This window comes from Streptomyces synnematoformans, assembly GCF_039531005.1.
In the GTDB taxonomy this organism is placed as follows: domain Bacteria; phylum Actinomycetota; class Actinomycetes; order Streptomycetales; family Streptomycetaceae; genus Streptomyces; species Streptomyces synnematoformans.
Genome location: NZ_BAAAPF010000060.1, coordinates 1 through 25,711, shown reverse-complemented (window position 1 = coordinate 25,711; position 25,711 = coordinate 1). Strand labels below are relative to the sequence as shown.

At 74.4% G+C, this 25,711-nt stretch carries 21 protein-coding genes and 2 pseudogenes; 9 read left to right on the top strand and 14 right to left on the bottom strand.

What is annotated here, in order from left to right; genetic code table 11:
• The 4 genes from rsmA to rsmI form a co-directional block, all read right to left on the bottom strand.
• Positions 1-771: 16S rRNA (adenine(1518)-N(6)/adenine(1519)-N(6))-dimethyltransferase RsmA (gene rsmA, locus ABD317_RS12690; RefSeq protein ID WP_344289931.1), on the bottom strand; the 771-nt coding region annotated here is incomplete at its 3' end.
• Positions 768-1,712, bottom strand: coding sequence for a TatD family hydrolase (locus ABD317_RS12685; protein ID WP_344289929.1), 945 nt, complete (start codon positions 1,710-1,712; stop codon positions 768-770). The genes rsmA and ABD317_RS12685, both read right to left, overlap by 4 nt.
• Positions 1,713-1,779: 67 nt before the next feature.
• Positions 1,780-2,049 (bottom strand): hypothetical protein, encoded by a 270-nt coding sequence (locus ABD317_RS12680; RefSeq protein WP_344289927.1) that lies wholly within the window; start codon positions 2,047-2,049, stop codon positions 1,780-1,782.
• A 120-nt stretch (positions 2,050-2,169) separates the two neighbouring features.
• Entirely contained in the window at positions 2,170-3,027 is an 858-nt protein-coding gene (gene rsmI, locus ABD317_RS12675; RefSeq protein WP_344289925.1) for a 16S rRNA (cytidine(1402)-2'-O)-methyltransferase, read from the bottom strand.
• 108 nt (positions 3,028-3,135) lie between these two features.
• Between rsmI and ABD317_RS12670 the strand changes: the two genes are divergently transcribed.
• The 4 genes from ABD317_RS12670 (at position 3,136) to ABD317_RS12655 (ending at position 8,205) form a co-directional block, all read left to right on the top strand.
• A complete protein-coding gene (locus tag ABD317_RS12670) occupies positions 3,136-4,941 on the top strand; it encodes a dolichyl-phosphate-mannose--protein mannosyltransferase (protein ID WP_344289922.1) in 1,806 nt (601 codons plus the stop codon).
• Between the two features lie 96 nt (positions 4,942-5,037).
• On the top strand, positions 5,038-6,780 hold the full coding sequence (locus ABD317_RS12665; protein ID WP_344289920.1) for a penicillin-binding transpeptidase domain-containing protein: 1,743 nt from the start codon (positions 5,038-5,040) through the stop codon (positions 6,778-6,780).
• Positions 6,781-6,847: 67 nt separating this feature from the next.
• Complete coding sequence (locus tag ABD317_RS12660; protein ID WP_027754599.1) at positions 6,848-7,357, top strand: YbaK/EbsC family protein; 510 nt, start codon at positions 6,848-6,850, stop codon at positions 7,355-7,357.
• Complete coding sequence (locus ABD317_RS12655) at positions 7,354-8,205, top strand: EamA family transporter (RefSeq protein WP_344289918.1); 852 nt, start codon at positions 7,354-7,356, stop codon at positions 8,203-8,205. Before ABD317_RS12660 ends, ABD317_RS12655 begins: the two co-directional genes overlap by 4 nt.
• A 73-nt stretch (positions 8,206-8,278) precedes the next feature.
• On the opposite strand, the gene ABD317_RS12650 is transcribed toward ABD317_RS12655, so the two are convergent.
• Positions 8,279-9,400, bottom strand: a complete 1,122-nt coding sequence (locus tag ABD317_RS12650; RefSeq protein ID WP_425582350.1) for a PQQ-dependent sugar dehydrogenase — start codon at positions 9,398-9,400, stop codon at positions 8,279-8,281.
• A gap of 375 nt (positions 9,401-9,775) precedes the next feature.
• Between ABD317_RS12650 and ABD317_RS12645 the strand changes: the two genes are divergently transcribed.
• Complete coding sequence (locus ABD317_RS12645) at positions 9,776-10,975, top strand: hypothetical protein (protein ID WP_344289914.1); 1,200 nt, start codon at positions 9,776-9,778, stop codon at positions 10,973-10,975.
• 82 nt (positions 10,976-11,057) lie between these two features.
• On the opposite strand, the gene ABD317_RS12640 is transcribed toward ABD317_RS12645, so the two are convergent.
• Entirely contained in the window at positions 11,058-11,807 is a 750-nt protein-coding gene (locus ABD317_RS12640) for an MOSC domain-containing protein (protein WP_344289912.1), read from the bottom strand.
• Between the two features lie 167 nt (positions 11,808-11,974).
• Here ABD317_RS12640 and ABD317_RS12635 point away from each other — a divergent pair, with 167 nt between their 5' ends.
• Positions 11,975-15,409 (top strand): S41 family peptidase, encoded by a 3,435-nt coding sequence (locus tag ABD317_RS12635; RefSeq protein WP_344289910.1) that lies wholly within the window; start codon positions 11,975-11,977, stop codon positions 15,407-15,409.
• Between the two features lie 127 nt (positions 15,410-15,536).
• On the top strand, positions 15,537-15,794 hold the full coding sequence (locus tag ABD317_RS12630) for a hypothetical protein (protein WP_344289908.1): 258 nt from the start codon (positions 15,537-15,539) through the stop codon (positions 15,792-15,794).
• A gap of 169 nt (positions 15,795-15,963) precedes the next feature.
• Here the strand turns inward: ABD317_RS12630 and ABD317_RS12625 are convergent, their stop codons facing one another.
• Genes ABD317_RS12625 through ABD317_RS12615 form a run of 3 tightly spaced genes read right to left on the bottom strand, consistent with a single transcriptional unit; the run spans position 15,964 to position 19,432 of the window.
• Positions 15,964-16,863: an SDR family oxidoreductase gene (locus ABD317_RS12625; protein ID WP_344289906.1), complete on the bottom strand. Its 900-nt coding sequence runs from the start codon at positions 16,861-16,863 to the stop codon at positions 15,964-15,966.
• Positions 16,860-17,903, bottom strand: coding sequence for an alpha/beta fold hydrolase (locus ABD317_RS12620; RefSeq protein WP_344289904.1), 1,044 nt, complete (start codon positions 17,901-17,903; stop codon positions 16,860-16,862). The genes ABD317_RS12625 and ABD317_RS12620 overlap by 4 nt, the downstream gene beginning before the upstream one ends.
• Complete coding sequence (locus ABD317_RS12615; RefSeq protein ID WP_344289903.1) at positions 17,900-19,432, bottom strand: flavin-containing monooxygenase; 1,533 nt, start codon at positions 19,430-19,432, stop codon at positions 17,900-17,902. Before ABD317_RS12615 ends, ABD317_RS12620 begins: the two co-directional genes overlap by 4 nt.
• Positions 19,433-19,638: 206 nt before the next feature.
• Between ABD317_RS12615 and ABD317_RS12610 the strand changes: the two genes are divergently transcribed.
• On the top strand, positions 19,639-20,409 hold the full coding sequence (locus ABD317_RS12610) for a MerR family transcriptional regulator (RefSeq protein ID WP_344289901.1): 771 nt from the start codon (positions 19,639-19,641) through the stop codon (positions 20,407-20,409).
• On the opposite strand, the pseudogene ABD317_RS12605 reads toward ABD317_RS12610, so the two are convergent.
• Positions 20,354-21,179: pseudogene (locus ABD317_RS12605) on the bottom strand (RNA-guided endonuclease InsQ/TnpB family protein); the annotation flags it as partial. The gene ABD317_RS12610 and the pseudogene ABD317_RS12605 sit on opposite strands and share 56 nt — an antisense overlap.
• A gap of 149 nt (positions 21,180-21,328) precedes the next feature.
• Between ABD317_RS12605 and ABD317_RS12600 the strand changes: the two are divergent.
• On the top strand, positions 21,329-22,345 hold the full coding sequence (locus ABD317_RS12600) for a sigma-70 family RNA polymerase sigma factor (RefSeq protein WP_425582349.1): 1,017 nt from the start codon (positions 21,329-21,331) through the stop codon (positions 22,343-22,345).
• A 41-nt stretch (positions 22,346-22,386) separates the two neighbouring features.
• Here ABD317_RS12600 and ABD317_RS12595 read toward each other — a convergent pair whose 3' ends face one another.
• The 4 genes and pseudogenes from ABD317_RS12595 to ABD317_RS12580 all read right to left on the bottom strand — a co-directional run.
• Entirely contained in the window at positions 22,387-23,688 is a 1,302-nt protein-coding gene (locus ABD317_RS12595) for an RNA polymerase sigma factor (RefSeq protein ID WP_344289897.1), read from the bottom strand.
• 73 nt (positions 23,689-23,761) lie between these two features.
• Entirely contained in the window at positions 23,762-24,118 is a 357-nt protein-coding gene (locus tag ABD317_RS12590; protein ID WP_344289895.1) for a YciI family protein, read from the bottom strand.
• Between the two features lie 107 nt (positions 24,119-24,225).
• Positions 24,226-25,113, bottom strand: coding sequence for a glutaminyl-peptide cyclotransferase (locus ABD317_RS12585; RefSeq protein ID WP_344289893.1), 888 nt, complete (start codon positions 25,111-25,113; stop codon positions 24,226-24,228).
• A pseudogene (locus ABD317_RS12580) lies at positions 25,028-25,711 on the bottom strand (DMT family transporter); the annotation flags it as partial. The gene ABD317_RS12585 and the pseudogene ABD317_RS12580, both read right to left, overlap by 86 nt.

Sequence of the window (25,711 nt, the reverse complement as noted above, 5' to 3'; positions counted from 1 at the left end):
CTCGGCGGCCGGCGCCGAGCCGGCCCAGCCGGTGAGCGCGGCGCGCAGGGTCTTGCGGCGCTGCGCGAATGCGGCGTCGACGGCGGCGAAGACCTCGGTCCGCGTGGCGCCGGTCGCGGGCGGCTCGCGGCGGGTCAGGGAGACGAGCGCGGCCTTGGCGTTCGGCGCGGGCCAGAAGACGTTGCGGCCGATGGCGCCGGCCCGCCTGACGTCCGCGTACCAGGCGGCCTTCAGCGACGGCACCCCGTAGACCTTCGACCCCGGGGCGGCGGCGAGCCGGTCGGCGACCTCGGCCTGCACCATGACCAGGGTGCGCTCGATGCCGGGGAAGGTGGCCAGCATGTGCAGCAGCACGGGCACGGCGACGTTGTACGGGAGGTTCGCCACCAGCGCCGTCGGCGGCGGGCCGGGCAGCTCGGCGACGCGCAGCGCGTCGGCGTGCACGAGCGCGAAGTCCGCCGCGCGCCGCGGCAGCCGGGCCCGTACGGTCGCGGGGAGGGCGGCGGCGAGCGCGTCGTCGACCTCGACGGCGGTGACGTGGGCGGCGGCCTGCAGCAGGGCGAGGGTGAGCGAGCCGAGGCCGGGTCCGATCTCGACCACGACGTCGTCCGCGCGTACGTCGGCGGCGCGCACGATGCGGCGGACGGTGTTGGGGTCGATGACGAAGTTCTGGCCGCGCTGCTTGGTGGGGCGTACGCCGAGGGCCGCCGCCAGCTCGCGGACGTCCGCGGGGCCGAGCAGCGGGTCCGGCTCACCGGTGGTGGCGCTCACCGCTCCAGGTTAGGCCCTCGGTCTTGGCGGACTCCTGGCGAGCCGCCGGGCGCAGCCGGGCCCGCCGAGGCGACCGGGCCCGCCGGGCCTATGGGGCCGGCCGGGGCGTAGCCGAAGGCGCGCGCGGTGTTCGCCGCGATCGCCGCCGCCAGCTCGTCGGGGTCGGTGCCGCGCGCCCGGGCCATGGCGCGGAGCGTGAGGGGGATCAGGTACGGCGCGTTGGGGCGGCCCCGGTACGGCATCGGTGTGAGGAACGGCGCGTCCGTCTCCACCAGCAGCAGCTCCGCGGGCGCGACGGCGACCGCCTCGCGCAGCTGCCCCGCGTTCTTGAAGGTCACGTTTCCTGCGAACGACATGAAGTAACCGTTCTCCGCGCAGGTTTCGGCCATCGCCGCGTCCCCGGAATAGCAGTGGAATACCACGCGCTCCGGCGCCCCTTCTTCCGCAAGAATGCGCAGCACGTCGTCGTGCGCCTCGCGGTCGTGAATGACGAGGGCTTTCCGCCGGCGTTTGGCGATCTCGATATGTCTGCGGAAGGAGTGCTGCTGCGCGGCCACGCCCTCCGGGCCGGTGCGGTAGTAGTCGAGGCCGGTCTCGCCGACGCCGAGGACCTGCGGCAGCGCGGCGAGCGCGGCGATCTCGTCCACGGCGGCGTCCAGGCCGGCGCCGAGCCGCGGGGCCTCGTTGGGGTGCAGGGCGACCGTCGCCCACACCGCGTCGTGCGCGGCGGCGGTCTCCGCGGACCAGCGGGACCGCTCCAGGTCGCAGCCCACCTGGATGAGGGTGGTGACGCCCACCCGGGCGGCTGCGGCGACGGCGTCGGCGACGGTGCCGTCCTGCATGTCGAGGTGCGTGTGCGAGTCCGCCGCGGGGTGCCCGAGCGGTTCGGGCGGCGGCGGCGCGGCCTTCGCGTCCGCGCCGCCCGTGGTGTGCTGAGCCATGCCGGGGACTCTACTGGCCCGGTACGACACCGCCGTGCGGGGCGGCCGCGGGGCCGGGCGCCGGCCGTCAGTCGCGGCGCGAGCGCTGGCGCTGGCGCACCGACTCGACGGACCGGACCTGGCCGGCGCGCATGATGCGGACGACGTGCTCGCCGCAGTTCAGGCACGTGGGCCTGGTGAGCGGCGAGGGCACCCGTTCCCCGCCGGTGTGGTACGTGACGAAGGGCCGGCCCTTCGCGTCGACGTGGTGGTGGATCTCGTAACTCTGCTCCCAGCCGTGCCCGCACATCATGCAGGCGAACGCGTACGACTCGGTCACTGGCTCGGGCTCGGACATCGGCAGCTCCTCTTGTCCATGGAGGGACAAGTCACCGGAAGGCATCCCCTATTCCAGTGGACACCCATTCGGCGCAGCCCGCAGCCTCCCATACCATCAATTGAAGGAGTTTTGGCACGGCTACTCTGAGTTGTTTACCGAGTTTTTCGCGGCCACCACCGCATCGAAGACCTCGCGCTTGGGTACCCCGGCGTCCCGGGCGACCGCCGCGATGGCCTCCTTCCGCGGCTCCCCCGCCTCCTCACGGACGGTGACCCTGCGGGCCAGCTCCGTGGCGCCGGGCCGCTCGCCGTCCGCCGCGGGCGCGCCCTCCACCACCACGGTGATCTCGCCGCGCACGCCGTCGGCCGCCCAGCCCGCCAGCTCCCTGAGCGGGCCGCGCCTGACCTCCTCGTACGTCTTGGTCAGCTCCCGGCACACGGCGGCCCTGCGGTCCTCGCCGAAGACGCCGGCCATCGCTTCGAGGCTGCCGGCGAGCCGGTGCGGGGCCTCGAAGTACACCAGGGTGCGCCGCTCGCCCGCCGCCTCGCGCAGCCGCGTCAGCCGCTCGCCGGGCTTGCGCGGCAGGAAGCCCTCGAAGCAGAACCGGCCGACCGGCAGCGCGGAGACCGCGAGCGCCGCCAGCACCGCGGACGGGCCGGGCACGGCGGTGACGGTGATGCCGCGCCGCACGGCGGCGGCGACCAGGCGGTAGCCGGGGTCGGAGACCGACGGCATGCCGGCGTCGGTGACCAGCAGCACGCGGGCGCCGCCGGCCAGCTCCTCGACGAGGCCGGAGGTGCGGGCCGCCTCGTTGCCCTCGAAGTACGACACGACGCGGGCCGTCGGCTGCACGCCGAGCGACTGCGTCAGGCGGCGCAGCCGGCGGGTGTCCTCGGCGGCGATGACGTCGGCCGCGGCCAGCTCGTCCGCCAGCCGCGGCGGGGCGTCCGCGGGGTCGCCGATGGGGGTGCCTGCCAGTACGAGGAGTCCGCTCACGTCCCCATCCTGGCGGATGGCCGGTGCGGGCCGCGCGGACGGGGCCCGCGCGGGTGGTCCGGATCGGCCCGGCCGGACCGGCTGCGGGCGCGCCTAGGATGGGCCCCCGTGACCAGTGACACCGCGACGCAGCGCGCGCAGAGCCGGCCCCCGCCCGCCCCGGCGTGGCAGCGGCGGCTCCGCGCGTTCGGGTACGCGCCCCGGCGCGAACCCGGCGTCACGGAGCGCCTGGTGCCGCCGTACCGGGGCTCGGGGGCGCGGCTGCTGCGGGTGGCCGGCGTGCCCGCGGCGACGGCGGCGCGGGTGGCGCGGCTGGGCGCGTGGGGCGGTCCGCTGCTCGTGGCGCTCTTCGCCGGCGTGCTGCGGTTCGTGAACCTGAGCAGCCCGCGCGCGGTGATATTCGACGAGACGTACTACGCGAAGGACGCCTGGTCGCTGCTGCAGCTCGGCTACGAGGGCAGCTGGCCCAAGGACGCCAACGCGCAGCTCCTCGACGACCCGCAGGTCATCCCGCTCAGCGACGACCCCGGCTACGTCGTCCACCCGCCGGTCGGCAAGTGGATGATCGGGCTCGGCGAGTGGGCGTTCGGCCTGGACCCGTTCGGCTGGCGGTTCGTCGTCGCCCTGCTCGGCACGCTCTCTGTACTGATGCTGTGCCGCATCGGCCGCCGGCTGTTCCGCTCCACGCTGCTCGGCTGTCTCGCGGGGCTGCTGATGGCGGTGGACGGGCTGCACTTCGTGATGAGCCGCACGGCGCTGCTCGACCTGGTGCTGATGTTCTGGGTGCTGGCGGCGTTCGGCTGCCTGCTCGTCGACCGCGACCGGGCGCGCGCACGGCTGGCCGGCGCGCTGCCTGCCGGCCGGCCGGACGACGCGGTGGCCTCCGGGCTGCGGCTGGGGGCGCGGCCGTGGCGGCTGGCCGCCGGAGTGTGCATGGGGCTGGCGCTGGGCACCAAGTGGAACGCGCTGTTCATCCTCGCCGCGTTCGGCCTGCTGACCGTCCTGTGGGACGCGGGCGCCCGCCGTACGGCCGGCTCCCGCCGCCCGTACGCGCGCGCACTGCGCCTCGACGTGGTGCCGGCGTTCTTCTCGACGGTGCCGGTGGCGGCCGCGGTGTACGTCGCGTCCTGGACCGGCTGGTTCGCCTCCGACAACGGCTACTTCCGGGGCTGGGCCGAGGACCGCGACACCGCGTTCCCGTTCGTCCCCGACGCGCTGCGGAGCCTGTGGCACTACCACGCGGTGGTCTACCGGTTCCACGTCAACCTCGACTCCGGCCACACCTACGACTCCAACCCGTGGAGCTGGCCGGTGGTGGGCCGGCCCGTGTCGTACTTCTGGGAGGACCCGCCGCCCGGCCGGGACGGCTGCCCCGCCGACGCCACGGAGAACTGCGCCCGCGAGGTCCTCGCGCTGGGCACGCCGCTGCTGTGGTGGCTGGGCGTCGCGGCCGTCGTCTACGCGCTCTACCGCTGGGGCCTGCGCCGCGACTGGCGTGCGGGCGCGATCCTGTGCGGCGTGGCGGCCGGCTGGGTGCCGTGGCTGTTCTACCAGGACCGCACGATCTTCCTCTTCTACGCCGTCGTCTTCCTGCCGTACCTGTGCTTGGCGGTGACGATGATGCTCGGCGCGATGGCCCGCGCCGGCACCGCGGCCCTCGCGGGGACCGGTGCGCCCGCCGGGACCGGTGCGCCCGCCGGGACCGGTGCGCCCGCCGGGTCCGGCGCCTCCGCGGACGGGCCCGCCCTCGCGCCGGCGCCCACCGAATGGCGCAGAGCGGCGGGCGTGGTCGCGGCGGGTGTGCTCGTCCTGCTCGTGGTCTGGAACTTCATCTATTTCTGGCCGATCTACACCGGCGAGACCATCACCCGCGACGCCTGGGAGGCCCGCATGTGGCTGGGGAGTTGGGTCTGACCGCCACCGCCGCGGTGGGCGCCGGCGCGGCGCGTGGCTTAGTGTGCTTGACGCAGGGTCGTAATCGTCACGGTGCGGGCAAAGGGAGCACGGCAGATGGCGGGTAGCCACCGGCGCAGACACGCCGGCCCGAGTGTGTCGGCGAGGTCGGCGCGCGCCCGGATCGCGGTGCTCGTCGGCGCGGGGGCCGCGGTCGTCGGCGCCGCCGGCTTCGGCGCGTACAGCCTGCTCGACGACGACGGGACGCGGCGCGGCGGCAGCGCGCTGACCGCGCCCGGCTCACCTGATCCGGTGAAGACCGGGCCGCCCGGCCCCAAGGAGGCGGCCAGAGCCGCCGGCGACTTCCTGACGGCCTGGGCCGGCGGCCGGACCGAGATCGCGGCCGGGATGACGGACGACAGGAAGGCGGCGCTCGCCGCCCTCACCTCGTACCGCGAGGACGCGGGCGTCGGGAAGGTCAAGCTCACCCCCGGCAAGCCGCGCGGGACGAAGGTGCCGTTCAGCGTCGACGCCGAGGTGTCCTTCAAGGAGCTGGTCAAGCCCTGGGCGTACAACTCCGCCCTGGAGGTCGTACGGGACGGGAGGACGGGCGAGGTCGAGATCGCCTGGGAGCCGTCCGTCGTGCACCCCAAGCTGGGCGAGGGCGAGCGGCTGCGCACCGGCCCGAAGGACGCCCCGCCGGTCAAGGCCGTGGACCGCAACGGCACCGCGCTGGACCCCGACACGTACCCCTCCCTCGCGCCGGTCATCGCCGACCTGGGCGAGCGTTACGGCGCCAAGGCCGGGGGCACCCCGGGCGTGAAGGTGTGGACGGAGAGCGCCGAGCCGGCCGACGCGCACGACGAGGGTGGCAAGAAGAAGAAAAAGGACGACGACAAGGCGGGCGCGCCCGAGACGCTCCTGGAGCTGTCCGAGGCCAAGCCCGGCACGCTGAAGACGACGCTGGACGCGAAGGTGCAGAAGACCGCCGAGGAGGTCGTCTCCCGGCACAGCGGCGCGGCGCTGGTGGCGTTGAAGCCGAGCACCGGCGAGGTGCTCGCGGTCGCCAACCAGGCCGGCAACGGCTTCAACACCGCGCTGCAGGGCTCGTCCGCGCCCGGCTCCACCATGAAGGTCGTCACGGCCTCGATGCTCATGGACAAGGGCCTGGCGGCGCCGGGCGAGCCGCACCCGTGCCCCCGCTACAAGGCCTACGGCGGCTGGGAGTTCGAGAACGTCGGCGACAAGTCGTTCACCATCCAGGGCGGCACGTTCACGGAGTCGTTCACCGCCTCCTGCAACACCGCGTTCATCTCGATGGCGGAGAAGCTGGAGGACGACGACCTGACGCAGCACGCGCGCGACGTCTTCGGCATCGGGCTCAACTGGCAGACGGGCGTGACCACCTTCGACGGCGCGGTGCCGGTGCAGTCCGACGCGCAGATGGCGTCGTCGCTGATCGGCCAGGGCGGCGTGCGGATGAACCCGCTGACGATGGCGTCGGTGTCGGCGACCGTGAAGTCCGGCGTGTTCCGGCAGCCGCATCTGGTGCCGCAGGAGCTGGACGGGCGGCAGTTCGCGGCCGCGCCGCGGACCATGAAGCCGGAGACCGCGCAGTCGCTGCGGGAGCTGATGGCCGCGACCGCGTCGTACGGGACGGCGGCGGAGGCGATGAGCGGGCTGACCGGGGACGTGGGCGCGAAGACGGGCTCCGCGGAGGTGGGCGGGCAGGAGGAGACGAACGCCTGGTTCACCGGGTACCGCGGGGACCTGGCGGCGGCGGCCATGGTGCCGAACATCGGGCACGGCGGGGAGTTCGCGGGCCCGCTGGTGAAGGACGTGCTGGCCGCCCACGGCTGACCGCGCGGGCGGCACCGGGGCCGGAATGGGTTCGCACCGCCCGTACCTCCGGCATTAACGTCCCCCCATGACGACAGCCGACGCCGCACACCCGCTCTTCGCCGCCGCCCTCGCCGAACTCGGCCTGAGCGTGCCGGTACGCCGCTTCCCCGCCGCCACCCGCACCGCCGCACAGGCGGCGGAGGCCATCGGCTGCGAGCTGAGCCAGATCGTGAAGTCCCTGGTCTTCGCGGCGGACGGCGTGCCGGTCCTCGTCCTGATGGACGGCGGCTCGCGGGTGGACACCGAGCGGGTACGGGCCGAGCTGGGCGCCGGCGCCGTGCGCCGGGCGGACGCGGCCGCCGTGCGGGAGGCGTCCGGGTACGCCATCGGCGGCGTACCGCCCTTCGGGCACGTGACGCGGATGACGGTGCTCGCCGACCGCGGGCTCCTCGACCACGGCGAGGTCTGGGCCGCCGCGGGCGACCCGCACACGGTGTTCCCCATGGCGCCGAAGGACCTCGTCGCGCACGCGGGCGGCAGGGTCGTCGACGTACGGGCCGTCGAGGTGGCCGAGGGGCGCGAGCCCGGGGCGTGACGCCCCTCATAGCGGCGGCGGTCCTCGCCGCTGCCGTGATGCACGCCTCGTGGAACGCCCTCGCGCACGGTTTCCGGGACCAGTTGGCCGTCTTCGCCCTCATCGGCGCCGGCGACGTGCTGATCGCCGGGACCGCGGTGTTCTTCGTGCCGGTCCCGGCGGCCGGCGCCTGGCCGTGGCTGCTGACGTCGGTGGCCCTCCACCTCGTCTACATGACGCTGCTCATGCGGTCGTTCCGGCTGGGCGACTTCGGGCAGGTCTACCCGATCGCCCGCGGCACGGCCCCGCTGGTCGTCGCCGCCGTCGCGCACCTCTTCCTCGACGAGCGGCTGGGCCTGTCGCAGACGGCGGGCGTCGCGGTGGCGTGCGCCGGGCTGAGCGGCATCGCGCTGTGGGGGCTGCGCGGCGCGGACACCCGGCCGCACTGGCCGGCGCTGGCCGCGGCGTTCGCGACGGGGCTGGCGATCGCGACGTACACGATCGTCGACGGCGTCGGCGTCCGGGCCTCCGGCAGCGCGCTGGGCTACACGGCGTGGCTGGTGCTGCTGATGGGCCCGTGGATCCCGCTGGCCGCCCTGGTCCGGCGCGGGCCGGGGCTGGTGCGCGAGCTGCGGCCGGTGGCGGTGCGCGGACTGCTGGGCGCGGCGATCTCCGTCTCGGCGTACGGGCTGGTGCTCTGGGCGCAGACGCGCGCCCCGCTGGCGCCGATAGCGGCGCTGCGCGAGTCGAGCATCGTGGTGGGGGCGGCGATCGGGGCGGTGTTCCTCAAGGAGCGGTTCGGCGGGCCGCGTATCGTCGGGGCGTGTCTGATGCTGGCGGGGATCACGCTGGTGCTGCTGCCGGCGTAGCCGGCGGTCCCGTCGCCGCGGTCCGCCGCCGGTGGCGGGGACCGCGGCGCGGGGTGCCGTCAGGGCACCGGCGCTAGGCCGGACCGAGGCGGTAGACGGCGCCGACGGGGGTGCCACCGCCGCCGCCGAAGCCGCCCATGTCGACCACGTACAGCTCGTTGTCGGGCGTCTGCACGAACGTGCTGACCCAGCCGGCGTTGGCGCCGAGGTCGAGCACCCCGGTCACCTGGCCGTTCTGCGTCTGGAGTGCCTGCAGGTTGCCGCCGCAGTAGTCGGCGAACACGAAGGAGCCCTGCAGCTCCGGGATCTGGTCGCCCCGGTAGACGTAGCCGCCGGTGACGGAGTCGCAGAATCCGGTGAGGCCGTGCTGCCACTCGTGCACCGGCGGGACGTGCCCGGGCGGTTCCGCGCCCCGGTGCTGGCGGGTGCCCTCCATGAGGGGCCAGCCGTAGTTCCGGCCGGAGGCGCCGACGGGCGCGTGGTTGACCTCTTCGCGCTCCAGGTGGCCCACGTCGCCGATCCACATGTCGCCGTTCTCGGCGTCGAAGGAGAACTGCCAGGGGTTGCGCAGGCCGTAGGCCCAGATCTCGCCGCGGGCGCCCGGAACGTCGACGAACGGGTTGTCGGGCGGAATCGCGTACGGGTCGCCGGCGCTCAGGTCGATCCGCAGCACCTTGCCCAGCAGGGAGCCGAGGTTCTGGGAGTTGTCGTACGGGTCGCCCTCCGGCGAGTAGTCGCCGTCGCCGAGGGAGATGTAGAACATCCCGTCCGGGCCGAACGCGATGTGGCCGGAGTTGTGCGCGGCGCCCGGCTGCTCCTGGAAGAAGACGGTGCGCCGGGTGTCCGCCTGCACCTCGCCGTCCGCCACCTCGAACTCGTCGATCGTGCTGTGCCCGTCGACGTCGGTGTAGGACAGGTAGAAGCGGGTGAAGTCGGGGTTGAACTCGATGTCCGCGATCCCGCGCTCGCCGTCGGTGGTGGTCTCGCCGGTGATGTCGACGACCGGTTCGCTGAGGCCCTGGCCGTCGAGGACCCGGACGGTGCCGGCGCGTTCGCCGATCCACACGGTGCCGTTCGGCCCGGCGGCGCCGGCGGTGGGTGCGGCCGCGGTGGCGACCTGGGTGAGCGACACCTGGGCCTGCTGGGTTCCGGCCGGTGACGCCGAGACGGCGGCGGGCGCGATGCCCGCGGACATGGTCAGCAGAAGACCTGAAAAGAGGACTGCGGATAACTTTCCACGACTCATGGGTAGCCGGGGGCGGGCGCCCGTGCGTGGTCCCGTCCCCAACCTCCTTCCGTGTGTGGGGGGCGGTCATGCCACGTACCGAGATACCTGATCTGGCGCGGGACCCAGGCCCCTGCAGGCGTGTGCCAGCCTGCGGAATGCCCCACTACGCAAAAAGGTAGCACCATTGCCCGGCAGCGGGGACCGGATCGGCGCCGGCGGTCGCGTCCCCGGCCGGTCCGCAACGGGTGACAAGTACGCAACAGGACTTATCCACAGGGGTTTTTTCCCTGGCCGTTCGCCCCCAGGATGGAGTCTCCGCAACTCAGGCAACGGGGGATCAGCATGGCAGTCGTCGACCAGGGGCCGCGGTGGCGGTCGGAGCCGCCGGCGTCGGACCGGCATGCGCCGCGGCGTCACCTCGGCGTGTATCTCACCGCGGCGGTGCTGCTCACGGCGCTGGGCCGCTTGGTGATCGTCTGGATCTACTACGACTTCGACCACGTGAGCACCGACGTCGAGGACTTCCTGAAGGCGCTCTACGACCCGCGGATTCCCCTGGAACCCGAGCTGTTCAACCCGTACGTCTGGGCGTTCACGGTCACGCTGCTGGTGACGGGGCTGGTCGCGGCGCTGAACCGGCGCGCGGCGCGGGGGGCCGCGCTGCTGTGCGGGTTCGTGATGTCCTTCACCGCGGTGCGCGAGCTGATCGGCCTGGCCACGAGCGACCAGTTCCGCGACTGGTACGTCGGCGGCAACGACCTGGAGTTCGTGATCATCGCCAGCTGGGTGGTCGTGCTGCTGTTCTCGGCGACGGTGCTCGTGATGATGCTGCGGGCGGGCGACCGGCCGGCGGGCGGCGCGGGGGCCAGGCCGGCGCCGGGGTCGCAGCTGTACGTCATCGCCGGCGGGCTGATGGTGCTGCTCGGCCTCGCGCTCGCCGGGTGGATCGTCCGCATGCTGACCCGGGACGGGGCCGACACCGGCAGGTACTTCAAGGGGCTCGTGGACGCCGGCGAGTCGCCCTTCCCGGTGTCCGCCGGCACCACGGAGTACTACGAGGCGGTCTTCGTGGTGGCGCTGCTGGTGCTGGGTGCGCTGGCGCTGATGCGCCGTCCGGTGGTGCGCGGCGCGGCGATGGCGATCCTCGGGGTCTACCTGTACATCAACGTCCGCCGCATGATCGGCATGACGATCTCCGACTACGACCGGAACGGTCCCCCCACCGATCCGGAGCTGATCCCCTTCCCTACCTGGGACATGTACACCGAGGACCTGGAGGGGTGGCTCATCCTGGCCACGTACGTCGGCGGGTCGCTGATAGCGGTCGCGGTGATCGCGATGATGTTGCGCGCACCGGAGGCGAAGGCGGGGGCGGACGCGCCGCTTGGCCCTGTCGGCGGTTACGTGCCGCCGCAGCCCGCGGCGTCGCCGGTGCCGGAGCGGCAGCAGTACGCCGCGCCGCCGGCAGCCGTGCAGATGCCGCCGCCGCCGTCGAGCCCGCCGCCCGGCCCGGGACCGTCGGGCCGGGGGCCGGAGGGCTGAAGCAGGCGGGGTCGGGCAGCCGCGACGAGCGGGCAGGGCCAGCGGGCAGGGGCAGGGGAGGCGGGAGTCGGGGGGCTCCGGGTCAGACCGGGCGTACGGTGTCGCCGAGCCGCACGGTGCCCGGGACCAGCACGTCGGCGCCCACGCCGATGCACATCCCCCGGTCCGCGGTGAGCGTCTTGAGCACCCGGCGGTCCTCCGGCAGGTCGCGCTGCGCCATCGTCGTCATCACGCAGCGCTTCATGCGGTTGACGACCCGCAGCCGCACCTCGTCGCCGACGGCCACCTCCCGGCCCACCCAGTCCTCCTCGATCCAGGGTTCGTCGGTGTCCAGCAGGATGTTCTTGCGGAAGCGGAGGTCGTCGGCCGGTTCGGTGTCGCCGAGGATGCCGCCGAGCGCGTGCAGGGAGGCGGTGCCGATGAGCGTCACGCCGCGCTCGTCGAAGTGCGGCACGGCGTCCTCGCGGGCCAGCCGCACGTCCGCGCCGAGCAGCTCGGCGAGGTGGGCGTCGTCGCGCAGGTCGGAGCCGTCCGGGGTGACGACGCGGGGGCGGGCGGCGGCAGCGGGGTGGGCGGCGTAGGAGGCGGAGAAGTGGAGCAGGCCCTCGGTGCGGCGGAAGCGGCGGGAGTTCTTTCCGCTGCCGAGTTTGCCGTCGGCGTACGTCACGGCCCACAGGCGGTCGCCGACCGTGCCGCGCTCGTCGACGACGAGTTCCGGCAGCTGTTCGCCGAGCATGGACTTGACCGGGAAGCGTCGGAGCATGGCGACGACGGCGTCGGACGGGGCCGGGTAGGGCGTCGGAGCCGGTATCGCGGGCGGAAGTTCGGGCATGCTCCGGACCCTATGCCCGGCCCGGGTCGCGGCCGAAGGGTTTCCGGCGGGAGCGCACGATCCCGGCCGGAGCCGTCACCGCCCCCGGCCCGCCCCGGCCGCCGCGGAGGTCCCCGGCCTGCGGCGACCGTCCGCCCGACTTGCCGTGACCCCTTACGCCCCGAAACATGGAGATTGTGACAGCCGGCTCCGACAGTACCGCGGGGACCGACCCCGGCCTGCCCTACCTCCGCTTCCCCCACCTCCACGGCGACCTCCTCTGCTTCGCCGCCGAGGACGACCTGTGGCTCGCCCCGCTGCCCGCCCCCGGCGCCAAGCCCGAGCGGGGCTGGCGGCTGACCGTCGACCGCACCCGCGTCGGCCACCCGCGCTTCTCGCCGGACGGGAGGTCCATCGCCTTCACCAGCTGGCGCAGCCTCGACGCCGAGATCCACCTCGTGTCCGCGGAGGGCGGCGGGGCCCGACGGCTGACGTACTGGGGCAGCCTGGACACCCGGGTGTGCGGCTGGACGCCGCCGGGCGGCGGCGAGGACGGGGCGCCGCAGATCCTCGCGGTGTCCTCGCACGGCCAGCCGCTCTCGTACCAGACGTGGTCCTACCTGGTGCCGGCCGACGGCGCCCCGGGCCGCCGGCTGCCGTGGGGCCCCGTCGACGACATCGCCGTCGCCGAGCTGTCCGGCTGCCGCAGGACGCTGCTGCTGACCGGCCGACCGCCGCACGAGCCCGCCGCCTGGAAGCGCTACCGCGGCGGCGCCACCGGCCGGATCTACCTGCACGGCGAGCGGCTGCTCGCGGACATCGGCGGGCACGTGGAGTGCGTGATGTTCGTGGGTACACCCCCGGCCACCCGCATCGCGTTCCTCTCCGACCACGAGGGCACCGGCAACCTCTACTCCTGCCTCCCCGACGGCACGGACCTGCGCCGGCACAGCGACCACGCCGAGTTCTACGCCAGGAACGCCGCCACCGACGGCCACCGGGTGGTCTACCAGTGCGCGGGCGAGCTGTGGCTCGCCGAGGACTTCGGCCCCGCCGGGCAGCCGCGCCGCCTCGACATCCGGCTCGGCAGCCCGCGCGCCGGGCGGCGGCCGTACCAGGTGGCCGCGCAGAACAACGTCGAGGCGCTCACCGTCGACACCACCGGGCGGGCCAGCGCGGTCGCGGTGCGCGGCGCGCTGTACTGGCTGACGCACCGGGACGGCCCGGCGCGCACGATCACCGAGACGCCCGGGGCGCGGGTCAGGCTGCCGGAGATGCTGGGCGACACGGGCCGCGTCGCGTACGTCACGGACGCGTACGGCGACGACGCCGTCGAGATCGCCGACCTGCCGCGCACCGGCGCCGTCGGCGAGCCGCTGCGGCTGGCGGCGGGCCGGCTGGGCCGGGTGGTGGCGCTGGTGCCGTCGCCGGACGGCCGGCACCTCGCGATCGCCTCGCACGACGGGCGGCTGCTGCTGGTGCGGGTGCCGGAGCGGGTGGGCGCGGACGAGCGGATGTCGGCGGAGGCGGCGGAGCAGTTCGCGGAGGCGGTGCGGGCCGCGGAGGAGCTGTCGCCGGCGGAGGCCGCGGGCGAGTGCCAGGTCACCGAGCTGATCCGGTCCGTCAACGGGCCCGTGCGCGACCTGGCGTTCTCGCCCGACTCACGGTGGCTGGCCTGGTCGCACCCGGGCATCGGCCGCTCGCTGCGGCAGATCAAGATCGCCCGGATCGCGGACCGCGCGGTCGTGGACGTCACGGACGGCCGGTTCGAGGACGAGGAGCCGGTGTTCACGCGCGACGGGCGGTATCTGGCGTTCCTGTCGTGGCGCGGCTTCGACCCGGTGTACGACGTGCACACCGGCGACCTGTCGTTCCCGCTGGGCTCCCGCCCGTACCTCGTACCGCTGCATCCCGCGACGCCGTCGCCGTTCGCGCTGTCCGCGGAGGGCCGGCCGGCGGCCGGCGGGATGGACCCGGCGGGGCCGCCGGCGCCGGACCCGGCCGGCGGGAACTCCACGGTGCTGGTGGACCCGGAGGGGCTGGAGAGCCGGGTGACGCCGTTTCCGGTGCCGGCGTCGAAGTACTCCTCGCTGGTGCCGGTCGCGGGCGGCGGGCTGGTGTGGCTGCGCTGGCCGATCTCGGGGGCGCTGGGCGAGACGTTCGCCAACCCCGCGGACACCTCGGGCCGGCCGACGCTGGAGCTGTTCGACATCTCCACCGCCCGGCTCACCGAACTCACGTCGCTGGTGACGGAGATCGCGGTCAGCGGCGACGGCAGCCGGCTGGTGGTCAACGACGGCGGTTCGCTGCGCGCGATGCCGGTGAGCGACCGGGCGGACCCGGACGCCACCGTCTACATCGACCTGCGGCGCGTGCTGCACACGGCGGACCCGGTGGCCGAGTGGCACCAGGCGTACGCCGAGGCCGGCCGGATCGTCCGGGCGTACTTCTGGGAGCCGCGCATGGGCGGCGTCGACTGGGACACGGTGCTGGCGCAGTACCGGCCGCTGCTGGACCGCGTGGCCTCGCCGGACGAGTTCGCCGACCTGCTGCGCGAGGTGCTGGGCGAGCTGGGCACGTCGCACGCGTACGTCACGCCCGCCCGCCGCAACGAGGGCCCGCCGCACTACCAGCGGCCCATCGGCTTCCTCGGCGTGAACTTCGTCCGCACCCGCGACGGCCTCGGCTGGGCGCTGGCCCGCATCCTGCCCGGCGACTCCTCCGACACCCGCGCCCGCTCCCCGCTCGCCGGCACCGGCATCCCGGACGGCTCGGTGCTCACCCACGTCGACGGCCGCGCGGTCGACCCGGTCACGGGCCCGTACCCGCTGCTGGCGGGGGCGGGGGGCACGACGGTGGAGCTGACGTTCGCGATCGAGGGCAACCAGGGCAGGCTGCGCCGGGTGGCCGTCGTGCCGCTCGTCGACGACCGGCCGCTGCGCTACCAGGACTGGGTGGCGGCGCGGCGCGCGGTGGTGCACGAGCTGAGCGGCGGGCGCTGCGGGTACCTGCACATCCCGGACCTGGTCGCGAGCGGCTGGGCGCAGTTCAACCGGGACGTGCGGATGGAGATGAACCGCGAGTCGCTGATCGTGGACGTGCGGGGCAACGCGGGCGGGCACATCAGCGAGTTGGTGCTGGAGAAGCTCACCCGCCCGATCATGGGCTGGGACCTGACGCGCAACGCGCAGCCCGTCTCGTACACCTCGACCGCGCCGCGCGGCCCGATGGTGGCGCTGGCGGACGAGGCCACGTCGTCGGACGGCGACATGATCACGGCGGCGTTCAAGCTGCTCGGCCTCGGCCCGGTGGTGGGCCTGCGGACGTGGGGCGGGGTGGTCGGGATGACGGGCCGGCACCGGCTGGGCGATGGCACGGTGATCACGGTGCCGATGAACGCGGCCTGGTTCGACGAGTACGGCTGGGGCGTGGAGAACGCCGGCGTCCCGCCCGACGTGGTCGCCGAACGCACGCCGCTGGACTGGGCGGAGGGCCGGACCTCCGAGCTGGACGTCGCGGTGGCCACCGCGCTGGACCTGCTGGGCGAGCACCCGGCGGCGGTGCCGCCGGACTACACCGACGTGCCGGACCGGCGCCGTCCGCCGCTGCCGCCGCGCCCGTAACGGCACGACGCGGCGCGGCCTGCCGCGGAGCAACCCGGAACGGGGTAGCACGAAATGCGGCATCAGTCCCGGTATGTAAGCCTGAGGAAGGCCCGAACACCCTCTCTCACTAGGAGTGATGAACAGAATGGGCGCATTCGACAAGGCGAAGGACATGGCCGGCGACGCGGCCGACAAGGCCAGGGAAGCCGCGCAGAAGGGGCGCGAACAGGCCCAGCAGGGCCGTGAGCGCGGCCAGGAGTCCGGCCAGGACACTTCGCAGCGCGCCCAGGAGGACGCGCAGCAGGGCCGCGAACAGCAGGGCCGCGAGCAGCAGGAGCGCGAACAGCAGCAGCGCCGGCAGCAGCGCGAGCAGCAGCAGCGCCGCGAGCAGGACCAGCCCTGATACGGCGCGGTTGAGCCACGCACGAGGGGCGCACCCGGCGCGGGTGCGCCCCTCCGCCGCTGTCCATGCCCGGAGCGCGAACGGGCGCACGGCGTACGGGCGTTCGCCCCTCCGCGCCGTACGCGCCGGCCCCCGCCCGCCGTTGCGCCCCTCCGCCACGGCTCCGCGGCTACGTCCCCCGCGTCTCCCGCGCCCGCTCGTCCGCCGCGCCGCCGGCGCCCACCAGACCGCCGCGCGCCGCCCGGGTCGCCGCGAGCCGGGGCGCCAGCTTCCGCATCTCCCGCCGCCCCAGCGGCCCGGCGACGACCGACGGCACCGCGCCGCGCACCGACTGCATGCCGCGCAGCCACCACTGCCCGTAGACGTGCGGCGACCGCCGCTCGATGCCCGCGACCAGCCGCTCCACGGCGGGCGCCAGCGGATACGTCTTGTTCATCGGCCACGGCAGCCGCGCCCGCATGTCCCGCAGCACTTCGTCCTCGTCGGCGCCGCGCACCATGTCGGTGTCGGTCCAGCTGAGGTAGCCGACCCCGACGTCCACGCCCAGATGGCCGACCTCGGCGCGCAGGCAGTGCGCGTACGCCTCCACACCGGACTTCGACGCGCAGTACGCCGCCATCAGCGGCGCCGGGGTCAGCGCGGCGAGCGAGGCGACCTGCAGGTGGTAGCCGCGCGAACGGACCAGCGCGGGCAGGAAGGCCCGCGCGGTGGCGACGCTGCCCAGCAGGTTGACCTCGATGACGCGGTCGAAGGAGCGGGCGCCGGAGTCGAGGAACGGGCCGCCGAGGGCGACGCCCGCGTTGGCGACGACGACGTCGACGCCGCCGAAGCGCTCCTCGACCGCGGCGGCGGCGCCGGCCATCGCGTCGTGGTCGGTGACGTCCGCGTGCCAGTGGGCGGCCTCGCCCGGCAGCGAGTCGGCGACCTTCTTCAGCTCGTCCGGCTCCAGACCCACCAGCGCGAGCCGCGCCCCGCGCGCCGCCAGCCGGCGCGCCAGCAGCGCGCCGACGCCGCGGGCGGCGCCGGTGACGACGACCGTCCTGCCCTCAAGTCCCCGCCCGCGGCTCACGCGCCCGCCTCCTCCTTCTTGACGGCCTCCTGCTCCTCGGCCCCTTCCGCGACTTTCCCGACTTTCTCGACTTTCCCGACCTGCTCGACTCTCCCGGCGGCCTCGGCGGCGGCTTCCGCGCCGGCCGCCTGGCCGCCCAGGTGGTCGCGGACGAGCCCGCGCAGCACCTCGGCCACCGCGTACGGCGCCTCGATCGGCGTCATGTGCCCCAGCCCGTCCAGCTCGGTGAACCCCGCGCAGTCCGGCAGCAGCCCGGCGATCTTCCGCGCCAGCCGCACCGGCGTGAGCCGGTCGGCGCTGCCGTGCACCACCGCGGCCGGCACCGGCATCCGGGCCACCTCGGCGTCCAGGTCGAGCGTCGCCAGCACCCGGCCCCACGCGCCGCGCGGCTTGCGCGGGCTGGCGAAGACGATACGGGCGCTCGCCTCGATCTGCGCCGGGGTCGCGCCGCGGCCCAGGATGGCCGGGCCCAGCACCTTCTTCGACAGCGGCGTCACCGGCCCCATCGGCAGCCGCGAGACCAGCAGCGCCCGCTGTGCCGCGGAGCGCAGCGCGCGGGCCCGCAGCGGCACCACCCGCGACTCGGGCACCAGGTGCGCGCTGCCCGTGCTGCACAGCAGCACGGCGGCGGCCCGGTCGCGCAGGTACGGGCGGCCGGCGGCGGCCATCAGCGTCATGCCGCCCATCGAGTGGCCGCCGATCACGGCCTTCTCGCCGGGCGCCAGCGCCGCGTCGAGCACGGCGCCGAGGTCGTCGGCGAGGGTGGCGGTGTGGTACGAGCCGTCGCCGCCGGCCGGGCTGCGGCCGTGGCCGCGCTGGTCGTACGCGATGACGCGGTGGTCGGGTGCGAGCTGCCGGATCACCGGCGCCCAGAAGGCGGTCGAGCAGCACCAGCCGTGTGCGAGGACGACGGCGGGCGCGTCCGGCGCGCCGTGCTCCTCGACGTGCAGCCGGGTGCCGTCGGCGGAGAGCGCGGTCAGCTCGCGGCGGGGCACGGGCGGCGCGTACGGGCCGGAGGTGACGTGCATGAGCCGGGTCACCGGACGGCCTCCGCGCCCCGCCGCGCGGCGGCGGCCTTCCCGGATCCGGGCCGCAGCACCTCGTACTCCTCCATGTGCACCTTCCTCGTCACCTTCCGGAACTCGCTCGTCGTGCCCGGCCACACGGTCGTGTTGCGCCCGTTGGCGTCCAGATACCAGCTGTCGCAGCCGCCGGTGTTCCACACCGTGCGCTTCATCCGCTCCTGCACGCGCTCGTTCCAGTCCCGGACCGCGGACGGCCGCGCGTCGAGCGCGACCCGGCCGCCCGGGCCGCCGGGCCCGCCGAGCCGGTCGAGGTGGCGTACGAAGTCGGCCAGGTAGTTCAGCTGCGCCTCGATGATGAGGATCATCGAGCTGTTCCCGAGGCCGGTGTTGGGGCCGATGATCGTCAGCAGGTTGGGGAACCCGGCCGCGCTCGCGCCGCGCAGCGCCTCCATCCCGCCGCCCCACGTCTCCGCGAGCGTCGTGCCGTCGCGGCCCTTGATGCGGTCGGCGATGGGCATGTCGGTGACGTGGAAGCCGGTGCCGAAGATGAGCGCGTCGGCCTCGGTCTCGGTGCCGTCGGCGGCCACGAGGGTCGAGCCGCGCACCTCCCTGAGGCCGGAGGCGACGACGTCGACGTTGGGCTGGGCGAGCGCCGGATAGTAGTCGTTGGAGAGCAGGATCCGCTTGCAGCCGATGCGGTAGTCGGGTATGAGCTTGCGGCGCAGGGCGGGGTCCTTGACGGCCTGGCCCAGGTGCCGCTTCGCCAGGCCCTCCACGAACCCCAGCTCGCCGGGGTGTTTGGTGAACGCCTGCACCTGGAGTTCGCGGATGCCCCACAGGATGCCGCGGCGCAGCTTGGCGGTGGCGGGGGCGCGGGTGTGCAGCCAGCGCTCCGGGGCGCTGATGGCGCGGTCCACGCGCGGCAGGACCCAGGGCGGGGTGCGCTGGAAGACCGTGAGCCGGGAGACCTCGGGCTGGATGGACGGCACGATCTGGATGGCGGAGGCGCCGGTGCCGACCACGGCGACCCGCCTGCCGCCCAGCGGCACGTCGTGGTCCCAGCGCGCGGAGTGGAAGACCTTCCCGGGGAAGGTGTCGAGGCCGGGGATGTCGGGGACCTTGGGGTCGGACAGCGGGCCGGTGGCGGAGACCACGACGTCGGCGGTGAGTTCGCCGTGGGCGGTGTCGACCTCCCAGTGCAGTTCGTCGTCGTCCCAGCGGATGCTGCGCACCTCGTGGTCGAAGCGGATGTGCTGCCGTACGCCGAAGATGTCGGCGACCTGCTCCAGGTAGTCCCAGATGTGCTCCTGGCCGGAGAAGGTGCGCGGCCACTCGGCGTGGGGCGCGAAGGAGAAGGAGTACAGGTGGGAGGGGACGTCGCAGGCGCAGCCCGGATAGCTGTTGTCCCGCCACGTGCCGCCGAGCGCGCCCGCCCGCTCCAGCACGACGAAGTCCGTGATCCCCTCGCGGCGCAGCCGTACGGCGGCGCCGAGGCCGCCGAAGCCGGCGCCGATCACCGCCACCCTCACGTGTTCGCGCGTCATCGCCGTCGTCCTCCCAGCAGTGGAGTCGCGATTACGCCAGCAATCACTGGCATGATGAGAGAGTAGGGCCTCTCCTTACCGATGGGTAGGGGGCGGGCGTGATCGACTTCCGTACGCGGACGGGGTGTCGGCGCGAGGTCCTACCCTGGTGGTCGGCGCAGGCAGCCCGGGACAGACCGACGAGGAACCGGCGGAGGCGAGAGACGGTGGGACGCGAATACCGGACGGAGGAGCTGGCCGAGCGCGCCGGCATCACCGTCCGCACCCTGCGCTTCTACCGCGAGCGCAAGCTCCTCCCACCGCCGCGCCGCGAGGGCCGCATCGCCTGGTACGGGGAGGGTCACCTGTCCCGGCTGCGGACGATCGCCGCGCTGCTGGACCGCGGGCACACCCTCGGCGGCATCGCCGAGCTGATCTCCGCCTTCGAGAGCGGCCGGGACGTGCGCGGCGCGGCCGAGCTGCTCGGGCTGGAGGAGACGCTGGCGAAGCCGTGGTCGGAGGAGACCCCGGTGCGCATCACGCCCGAGGAGCTGGCCGACCGGTTCGCGGGCGAGGTCTCCCCGGAGAACCTGGCCACGTCCATCGACATGGGCTATGTCGCCGTGGAGGGCGAGGAGTTCATCCACGTCAGCCGGCGGCTGCTGGACGCCTCGTCGGCGCTGGTGGCCAAGGGCGTGCCGCTGGCCGCGGTGCTCGCCGCCGGCCGCGAGGTGCGCGCGCACGCGGACGACCTCGCCGAGCTGTTCACCGCCCTCATACGCGAACACGTGCTGGCCGACGTCCTGCGCACCCCGGCCGACGAGCTGACGGCGGAGCAGGTGGAGCGGCTGACGGACGCGCTGGAGCAGCTGCGCCCGGTGTCGATGCAGGTGCTGGAGGCGGAGGTGGCGATGGCGATGGACCGGCGGGTGCGCAGGGAGTTCGAGGAGTGGCAGCGCACGCGCGCCGGGTCCACCGCCGAGGAGCCGGGGGACTGACCGGCCGGGAGGATGTCTCCGGGGTCGGTCTTACCGGCCCTCCGCAGGCGTTTTACCTCTCCGCCAGCCCGGCGGCGAGGGTGTTCTTCGCGGCGTTGACGTCCCGGTCGTGGACAATGCCACACCTCGGGCACGTCCACTTCCGCACGTTCAGCGGCATCTTGTCGTTCATGTGGGCGCAGCCGGTGGTGGAGCACAGCTTGCTAGCGGGGAACCATTGGTCCACCAGCAGAAGTTGCCGCCCGTACCAGTCGGTTTTGTACTCCAGCATCGATCGCAGCTCGGCCCACGCGGCATCGGAGATGGCGCGGGACAGCGGCTTGGTTCTCGCGTACCAGCCGGGTGGTGACCTTGTGCAGGTGATCGCGGCGCCGGTCGGAGATCCGCGCATGAATCCGGGCGACACGGCGTCGGGCCCTGGCCCGGTTGTTCGATCCTCTGGCCTTGCGTGACAACGCCTTCTGCGCACGGGCCAGGTTCCGCCGGTCAGCCCGCTCGTGCCTGGGGTTGGAGATCTTCTCCCCCGTCGAGAGAGTGAGCAGGTGCGTCAGCCCGGCGTCGATCCCCACCGCGGTGGCCGTCGAAGGAGGCTGGGTAATGGTCTCCTCTACCAGCAGCGAGACGAACCACCGTCCTGCCGCGTCGCAGGAAACGGTGACCGTGGAAGGCTCCGCGCCCTCCGGCAGCGGCCGGCGCCACACGACCGCCAGCGGTTCGGCCATTTTCGCCAGCTTCAGCTCACCGTCGAAGCGGTACTTGTATGCCCGCTTCACGATCCTGGACATATCTAACACAAGAGCACGTAATCATGTTAAACGTCCTGGCCTGGCCGGCCGGGAAGTAAGCCCTTGTGGTGGCCGGTTCGTGAATTCTGTACATCTGTCGCACCCGATGACCGTTGTCGGTGCCCGCCTCTACGATGGCGAACGTGACCAGACAAGACGTGGCTGAGCCCGCCGCAGAAGAGCCGGTGGAGAAGCGCCTGGAGTCCCACCGCGTCGAGCTGACCGGGTACTGCTACCGGATGCTCGGCTCCGCCTTCGAGGCGGAGGACGCGGTCCAGGAGACGATGGTGCGCGCGTGGAAGGGCTTCGAGCGCTTCGAGGGCCGCGCGTCCATGCGCTCCTGGCTGTACCGCATCGCGACGAACGTCTGCTTCGACATGCACGGCAGCCCCCAGCGCCGCGCCCGCCCGATGGACCTCTCCTCCCCCGGCTCGGCCACCACGCCCCCGGAGGCCGCCCTCGGCGGCGCCCTCCCGGAGGCCACGTGGCTGGAGCCCATGCCGGACACGAAGGTGCTCCCCGAGGGCGGCGACCCGGCCGAGGTCGCGGCCCAGCGCGACTCCGTGCGGCTCGCCTTCGTCGCCGCGCTGCAGCACCTGCCGCCCCGGCAGCGCGTGGTGCTGATCCTGCGGGACGTGCTCGCGTGGAAGGCGAGCGAGGTCGCGGGGCTGCTGGAGACCTCCGTGGCCTCGGTGAACAGCGCACTGCAGCGCGCCCGCGCCACCCTGGCCGCCGAGGCCCCGGCCGACACCGAGCCGGCCAAGCCGCTGGACGCGGACCAGCAGCGCTTCCTGGAGCGGTACGTGGCCGCCTTCGAGCGGTACGACCTGGACGCCCTCACGGCCCTGATGCGCGAGGACGTCGTCCTGTCCATGCCCCCGCTGCCGCTGTGGCTGCAGGGCCAGGAGGACATCCGCACCTGGTTCCTGGGCACCGGCGCGGTCTGCCGCGGCTCCCGGCTGGTCCCCTGCCTGGCGAACGGCATGCCGGCCTTCGCGCAGTACCACCCGGACCCCGAGGGCGGCGGCCACCGCGCCTGGGCGATCCAGGTCCTGGAGATCGAGGACGGCAAGGTCACCGGGCTGAACAACTTCCTCGGCGTCGACCGCCTGTTCCCCCTCTTCGGTCTCCCTCTCACGCTGACGGACTGAGCCCGGGCCGGGGCCCGGGAACGCCGCCGCGGCCCCGCCCGCTACGGCCCGTCCGGCGCGGACTCCGCCCGGGTCTGCAGCAGCGTGCGCTCCTGCGCGTTGCGCGTCAGCTCCGCCGCCCGCGCGAACTCCGCGCGGGCCTCCTCCGCCCGCCCCAGCCGCCGCAGCAGGTCGCCGCGCACGCTCGGCAGCAGGTGGTAGTCCTTCAGCGCCGGCTCGTCCGCGAGCCCGTCGACGATCCGCAGCGCGTCCTCCGGCCCGTACGCCATGGCCACCGCCACCGCCCGGTTCAGCTCCACCACCGGCGACGGCGCCACCCGAGCCAGCGCCCCGTACAGCCGGACGATCTGCGCCCAGTCCGTGTCCTCGGCCCGCCACGCCCGCGCGTGGCAGGCGGCGATCGCCGCCTGCAGCGCGTACGGCCCGGGCCCCGGCGCCCCGGCCGCGACCTGCGACTGCGCCCGCGCCAGCGCCGCGAACCCGCGGCGGATCAGCAACTGGTCCCACCGCCTGCGGTTCTGCTCCAGCAGCAGCACCGGCGCGCCGTCCGGCCCGGTGCGCGCGCCCGCCCGCGACGCCTGGATCTCCAGCAGCGCCGCCAGCCCGTGCACCTCCGGCTCCTTCGGCATCAGCCCGGCCAGCACCCGCGCCAGCCGCAGCGCGTCCTCGCACAGCGCCGGGCGCATCCAGTCGTCGCCGGCGGTCGCCGAGTAGCCCTCGTTGAAGACCAGGTAGATGACCTCCAGCACCGACGCCAGCCGCTCCGCCCGCTCCGGGCCCTGCGGCTGTTCGAACGGCACCTCCGCCTTCGCCAGCGTCCGCTTGGCCCGTACGATGCGCTGCGCCACCGTCGGCTCCGGCACCAGGAACGCGCGCGCGATCTCGTCCGTCGTCAGCCCGCCGAGCAGCCGCAGCGTGAGCGCCACCCGCGCGGGCGTGGACAGCACCGGGTGGCAGGCCGTGAACACCAGCCGCAGCAGGTCGTCCTCGATGTCGTCGTCGAGGACCGCGTCGAGCTGCGCCTCCCCGGCGGGGCGGCGGCTCTCCAGGTCGTGCCCGATCTCCGCCAGCTTGCGCGCGTAGCGCTCCTTGCGGCGTACGAGGTCGATGGCGCGCCGCCGCGCCGTGGCCGTCAGCCACGCGCCGGGGTTGTCCGGCACCCCCGACTCGGGCCACTGCTCCAGGGCGGCGACGAGCGCGTCCTGCGCCAGCTCCTCCGCCACCCCGACGTCGCGCACGATCCGGGCCGTGCCCGCGATGATGCGCGCGGACTCGATCCGCCAGACCGCGGCCACGGCGCTGTCGGTGGCCCGCCGGGCGCGGGCGTCCTGCGAAGCCGTCACAGCCCCACATCAGAACAGCCCGGCCCGGCCGGAGGCAACTCGTTACGGCCCTGACCTGGGCCGTAACGGTCGGCTACGGTTCCATGATCTCCCGCAGCTCCAGCGTGAGGACCCACTCCTCACCGTGCACCCTCAGAAAGCGCCTGGCCCACTCCAGGGCCTCCTCCTTCGAGGTGACCTGGGCGATCAGGTAGCCGCCGACCAGCTCCTTGGACTCGGTGAACGGCCCGTCCACCACGGACAGCCTCCCGCGGTCCGAGGTGACCCGCACGGCCTCCTCCTCGGGCTTCAGCCCGGCGGTGTCGAGCAGCACGCCGGCCTTGGTCATCTCCTCCAGCAGCTTGCCCATCTCGTCCATGATCTCCTGGCTGGGCATCCCGTCCGCGGGGCTGCGCTCCAGGTCCGGCTCGATCAGCATCATGTAGCGCATCGCGCGCCTCCTCGGTCTCGTCGGGGCGGCCGGGCGCCGTCCCTCTGCCCATGCGTCGAACGCCACCCTGCCGGATCGACACCCCCGCGAAGTTTTTTGCGGCGGCGTCAGCGTGGCACGAACGCGACCCGGAACATCCGGGGCCAGCGCTTGCCGGTGAGCAGGAACTCGTCGCCGCCGGGGACGGCGGCGATCCCGTTGAGTTCGAGCGCCCCGGCCCGCCGCTCGGCGCTCCCGAGCAGGCCGGAGGCGTCGATCTCGGCGGTGACGGCGCCGGTCGCGGGGTCGACGCGGACGAGGGTGTCGGTCTGGTAGACGTTGGCGTAGACGCCGCCGTCGGGGGTGCACTCCAGCTCGTTGAGCCGGTCGACGGGTATGTCGTCGCGGGTGACGTCCACGTGGCCGGTGGTCTCGAACGTCCCGGGGTCGCGGAACGTGAGACGGGAGCTGCCGTCGCTCATGACGAGCCGGCCGCCGGCGCCGCCGGCCGTGCCGTCGTGGCACAGGCCCCAGCCCTCGCCGGCGTAGCGCACCCGGCGCAGTTCCCGGAGGGTGCGGGCGTCGCGTTCGATGGCGATGCCGTTCTGCCAGGTGAGCTGCCAGAGCCGGGGGCCGACGAGCGTCAGGCCCTCGCCGAAGAGCGGGGCGGGCAGGTCGCGTTGGACGGTGGGGGCGCCGCCGACGGGGCCGCGGCGCACGGAGGAGCTGCCCGAGAGGCCGGTGCCCTCGTAGAGGTCGTCCCCGCGCAGCTCCAGGCCCTGCGTGAACGCCTCGGGGTCATGCGGCAGGCGCTCCAGCACCCGTACCCGTAGCTCCTGAACGCTCGGATCCGTGCGGGCCGGGCTCGGTCCGCTCCCGCTCCCACCCCCTCCCCCACCGGCTACGCCCCCACTGGCGGGGGTACCCCCACTAGCCGCCGCCTCGGGGTCCCCCGTCGAGCACGCGGCCAGCGCCGCGGCGAGGAGGGCGGAGGCGGTCACGGCGATGCGGCGCATGGGGCCACCTTGGCACAGCATGCGCGCAGCAGGTCGCCGGGGCGGCCGCGGTGTCGTCGGAGGCGGGGCCGGGGTCGGCGGGGTCGCCGTGGTCCGCCGCCGGGGCCCGGGCGGGGGCGGGTACGGACACGCCGGCTAACGCGGAGCAGCCGGCGTGGAGCGGCGTGAGCGCGGCGCCGCCGGACGCGGCGGCACCGGCGGCGATGAGCGCCGCCACCGCGGGCGACGGGCCCGCGGGGGCGGCGTTGTCCGGCGCCGGGACCCGGGTGGCGGGGGTCTCGGGCGCCGGGGTCTGGGTGGCGGGAGGCTCGGTGGCCGGACGGGTGGCCGGGGCGGCCGGGACCCGGGTCGCGGGGCCCCGGCCTTCGGGCCCCCGGCTGTCGCTGTCCCGGCCGCCGGGCTCGCCCCCCGCCTCCGGCGCGCCCTCGTACAGCGCCGCCGCGGCCGCAGCGCCCGCGCCGTACGCCGGAGAAGGCGCGGGTACGGAGGCGGGCGGGGCGCCGGGCTCGGCCGGGGCCGGAGCCGGGGTGACCGGCTCGGGCGGCGCGGCGAGCGGGTCACGGCGGCGAGCGACGTGTTCTGCCTGGGCACGGTGCTG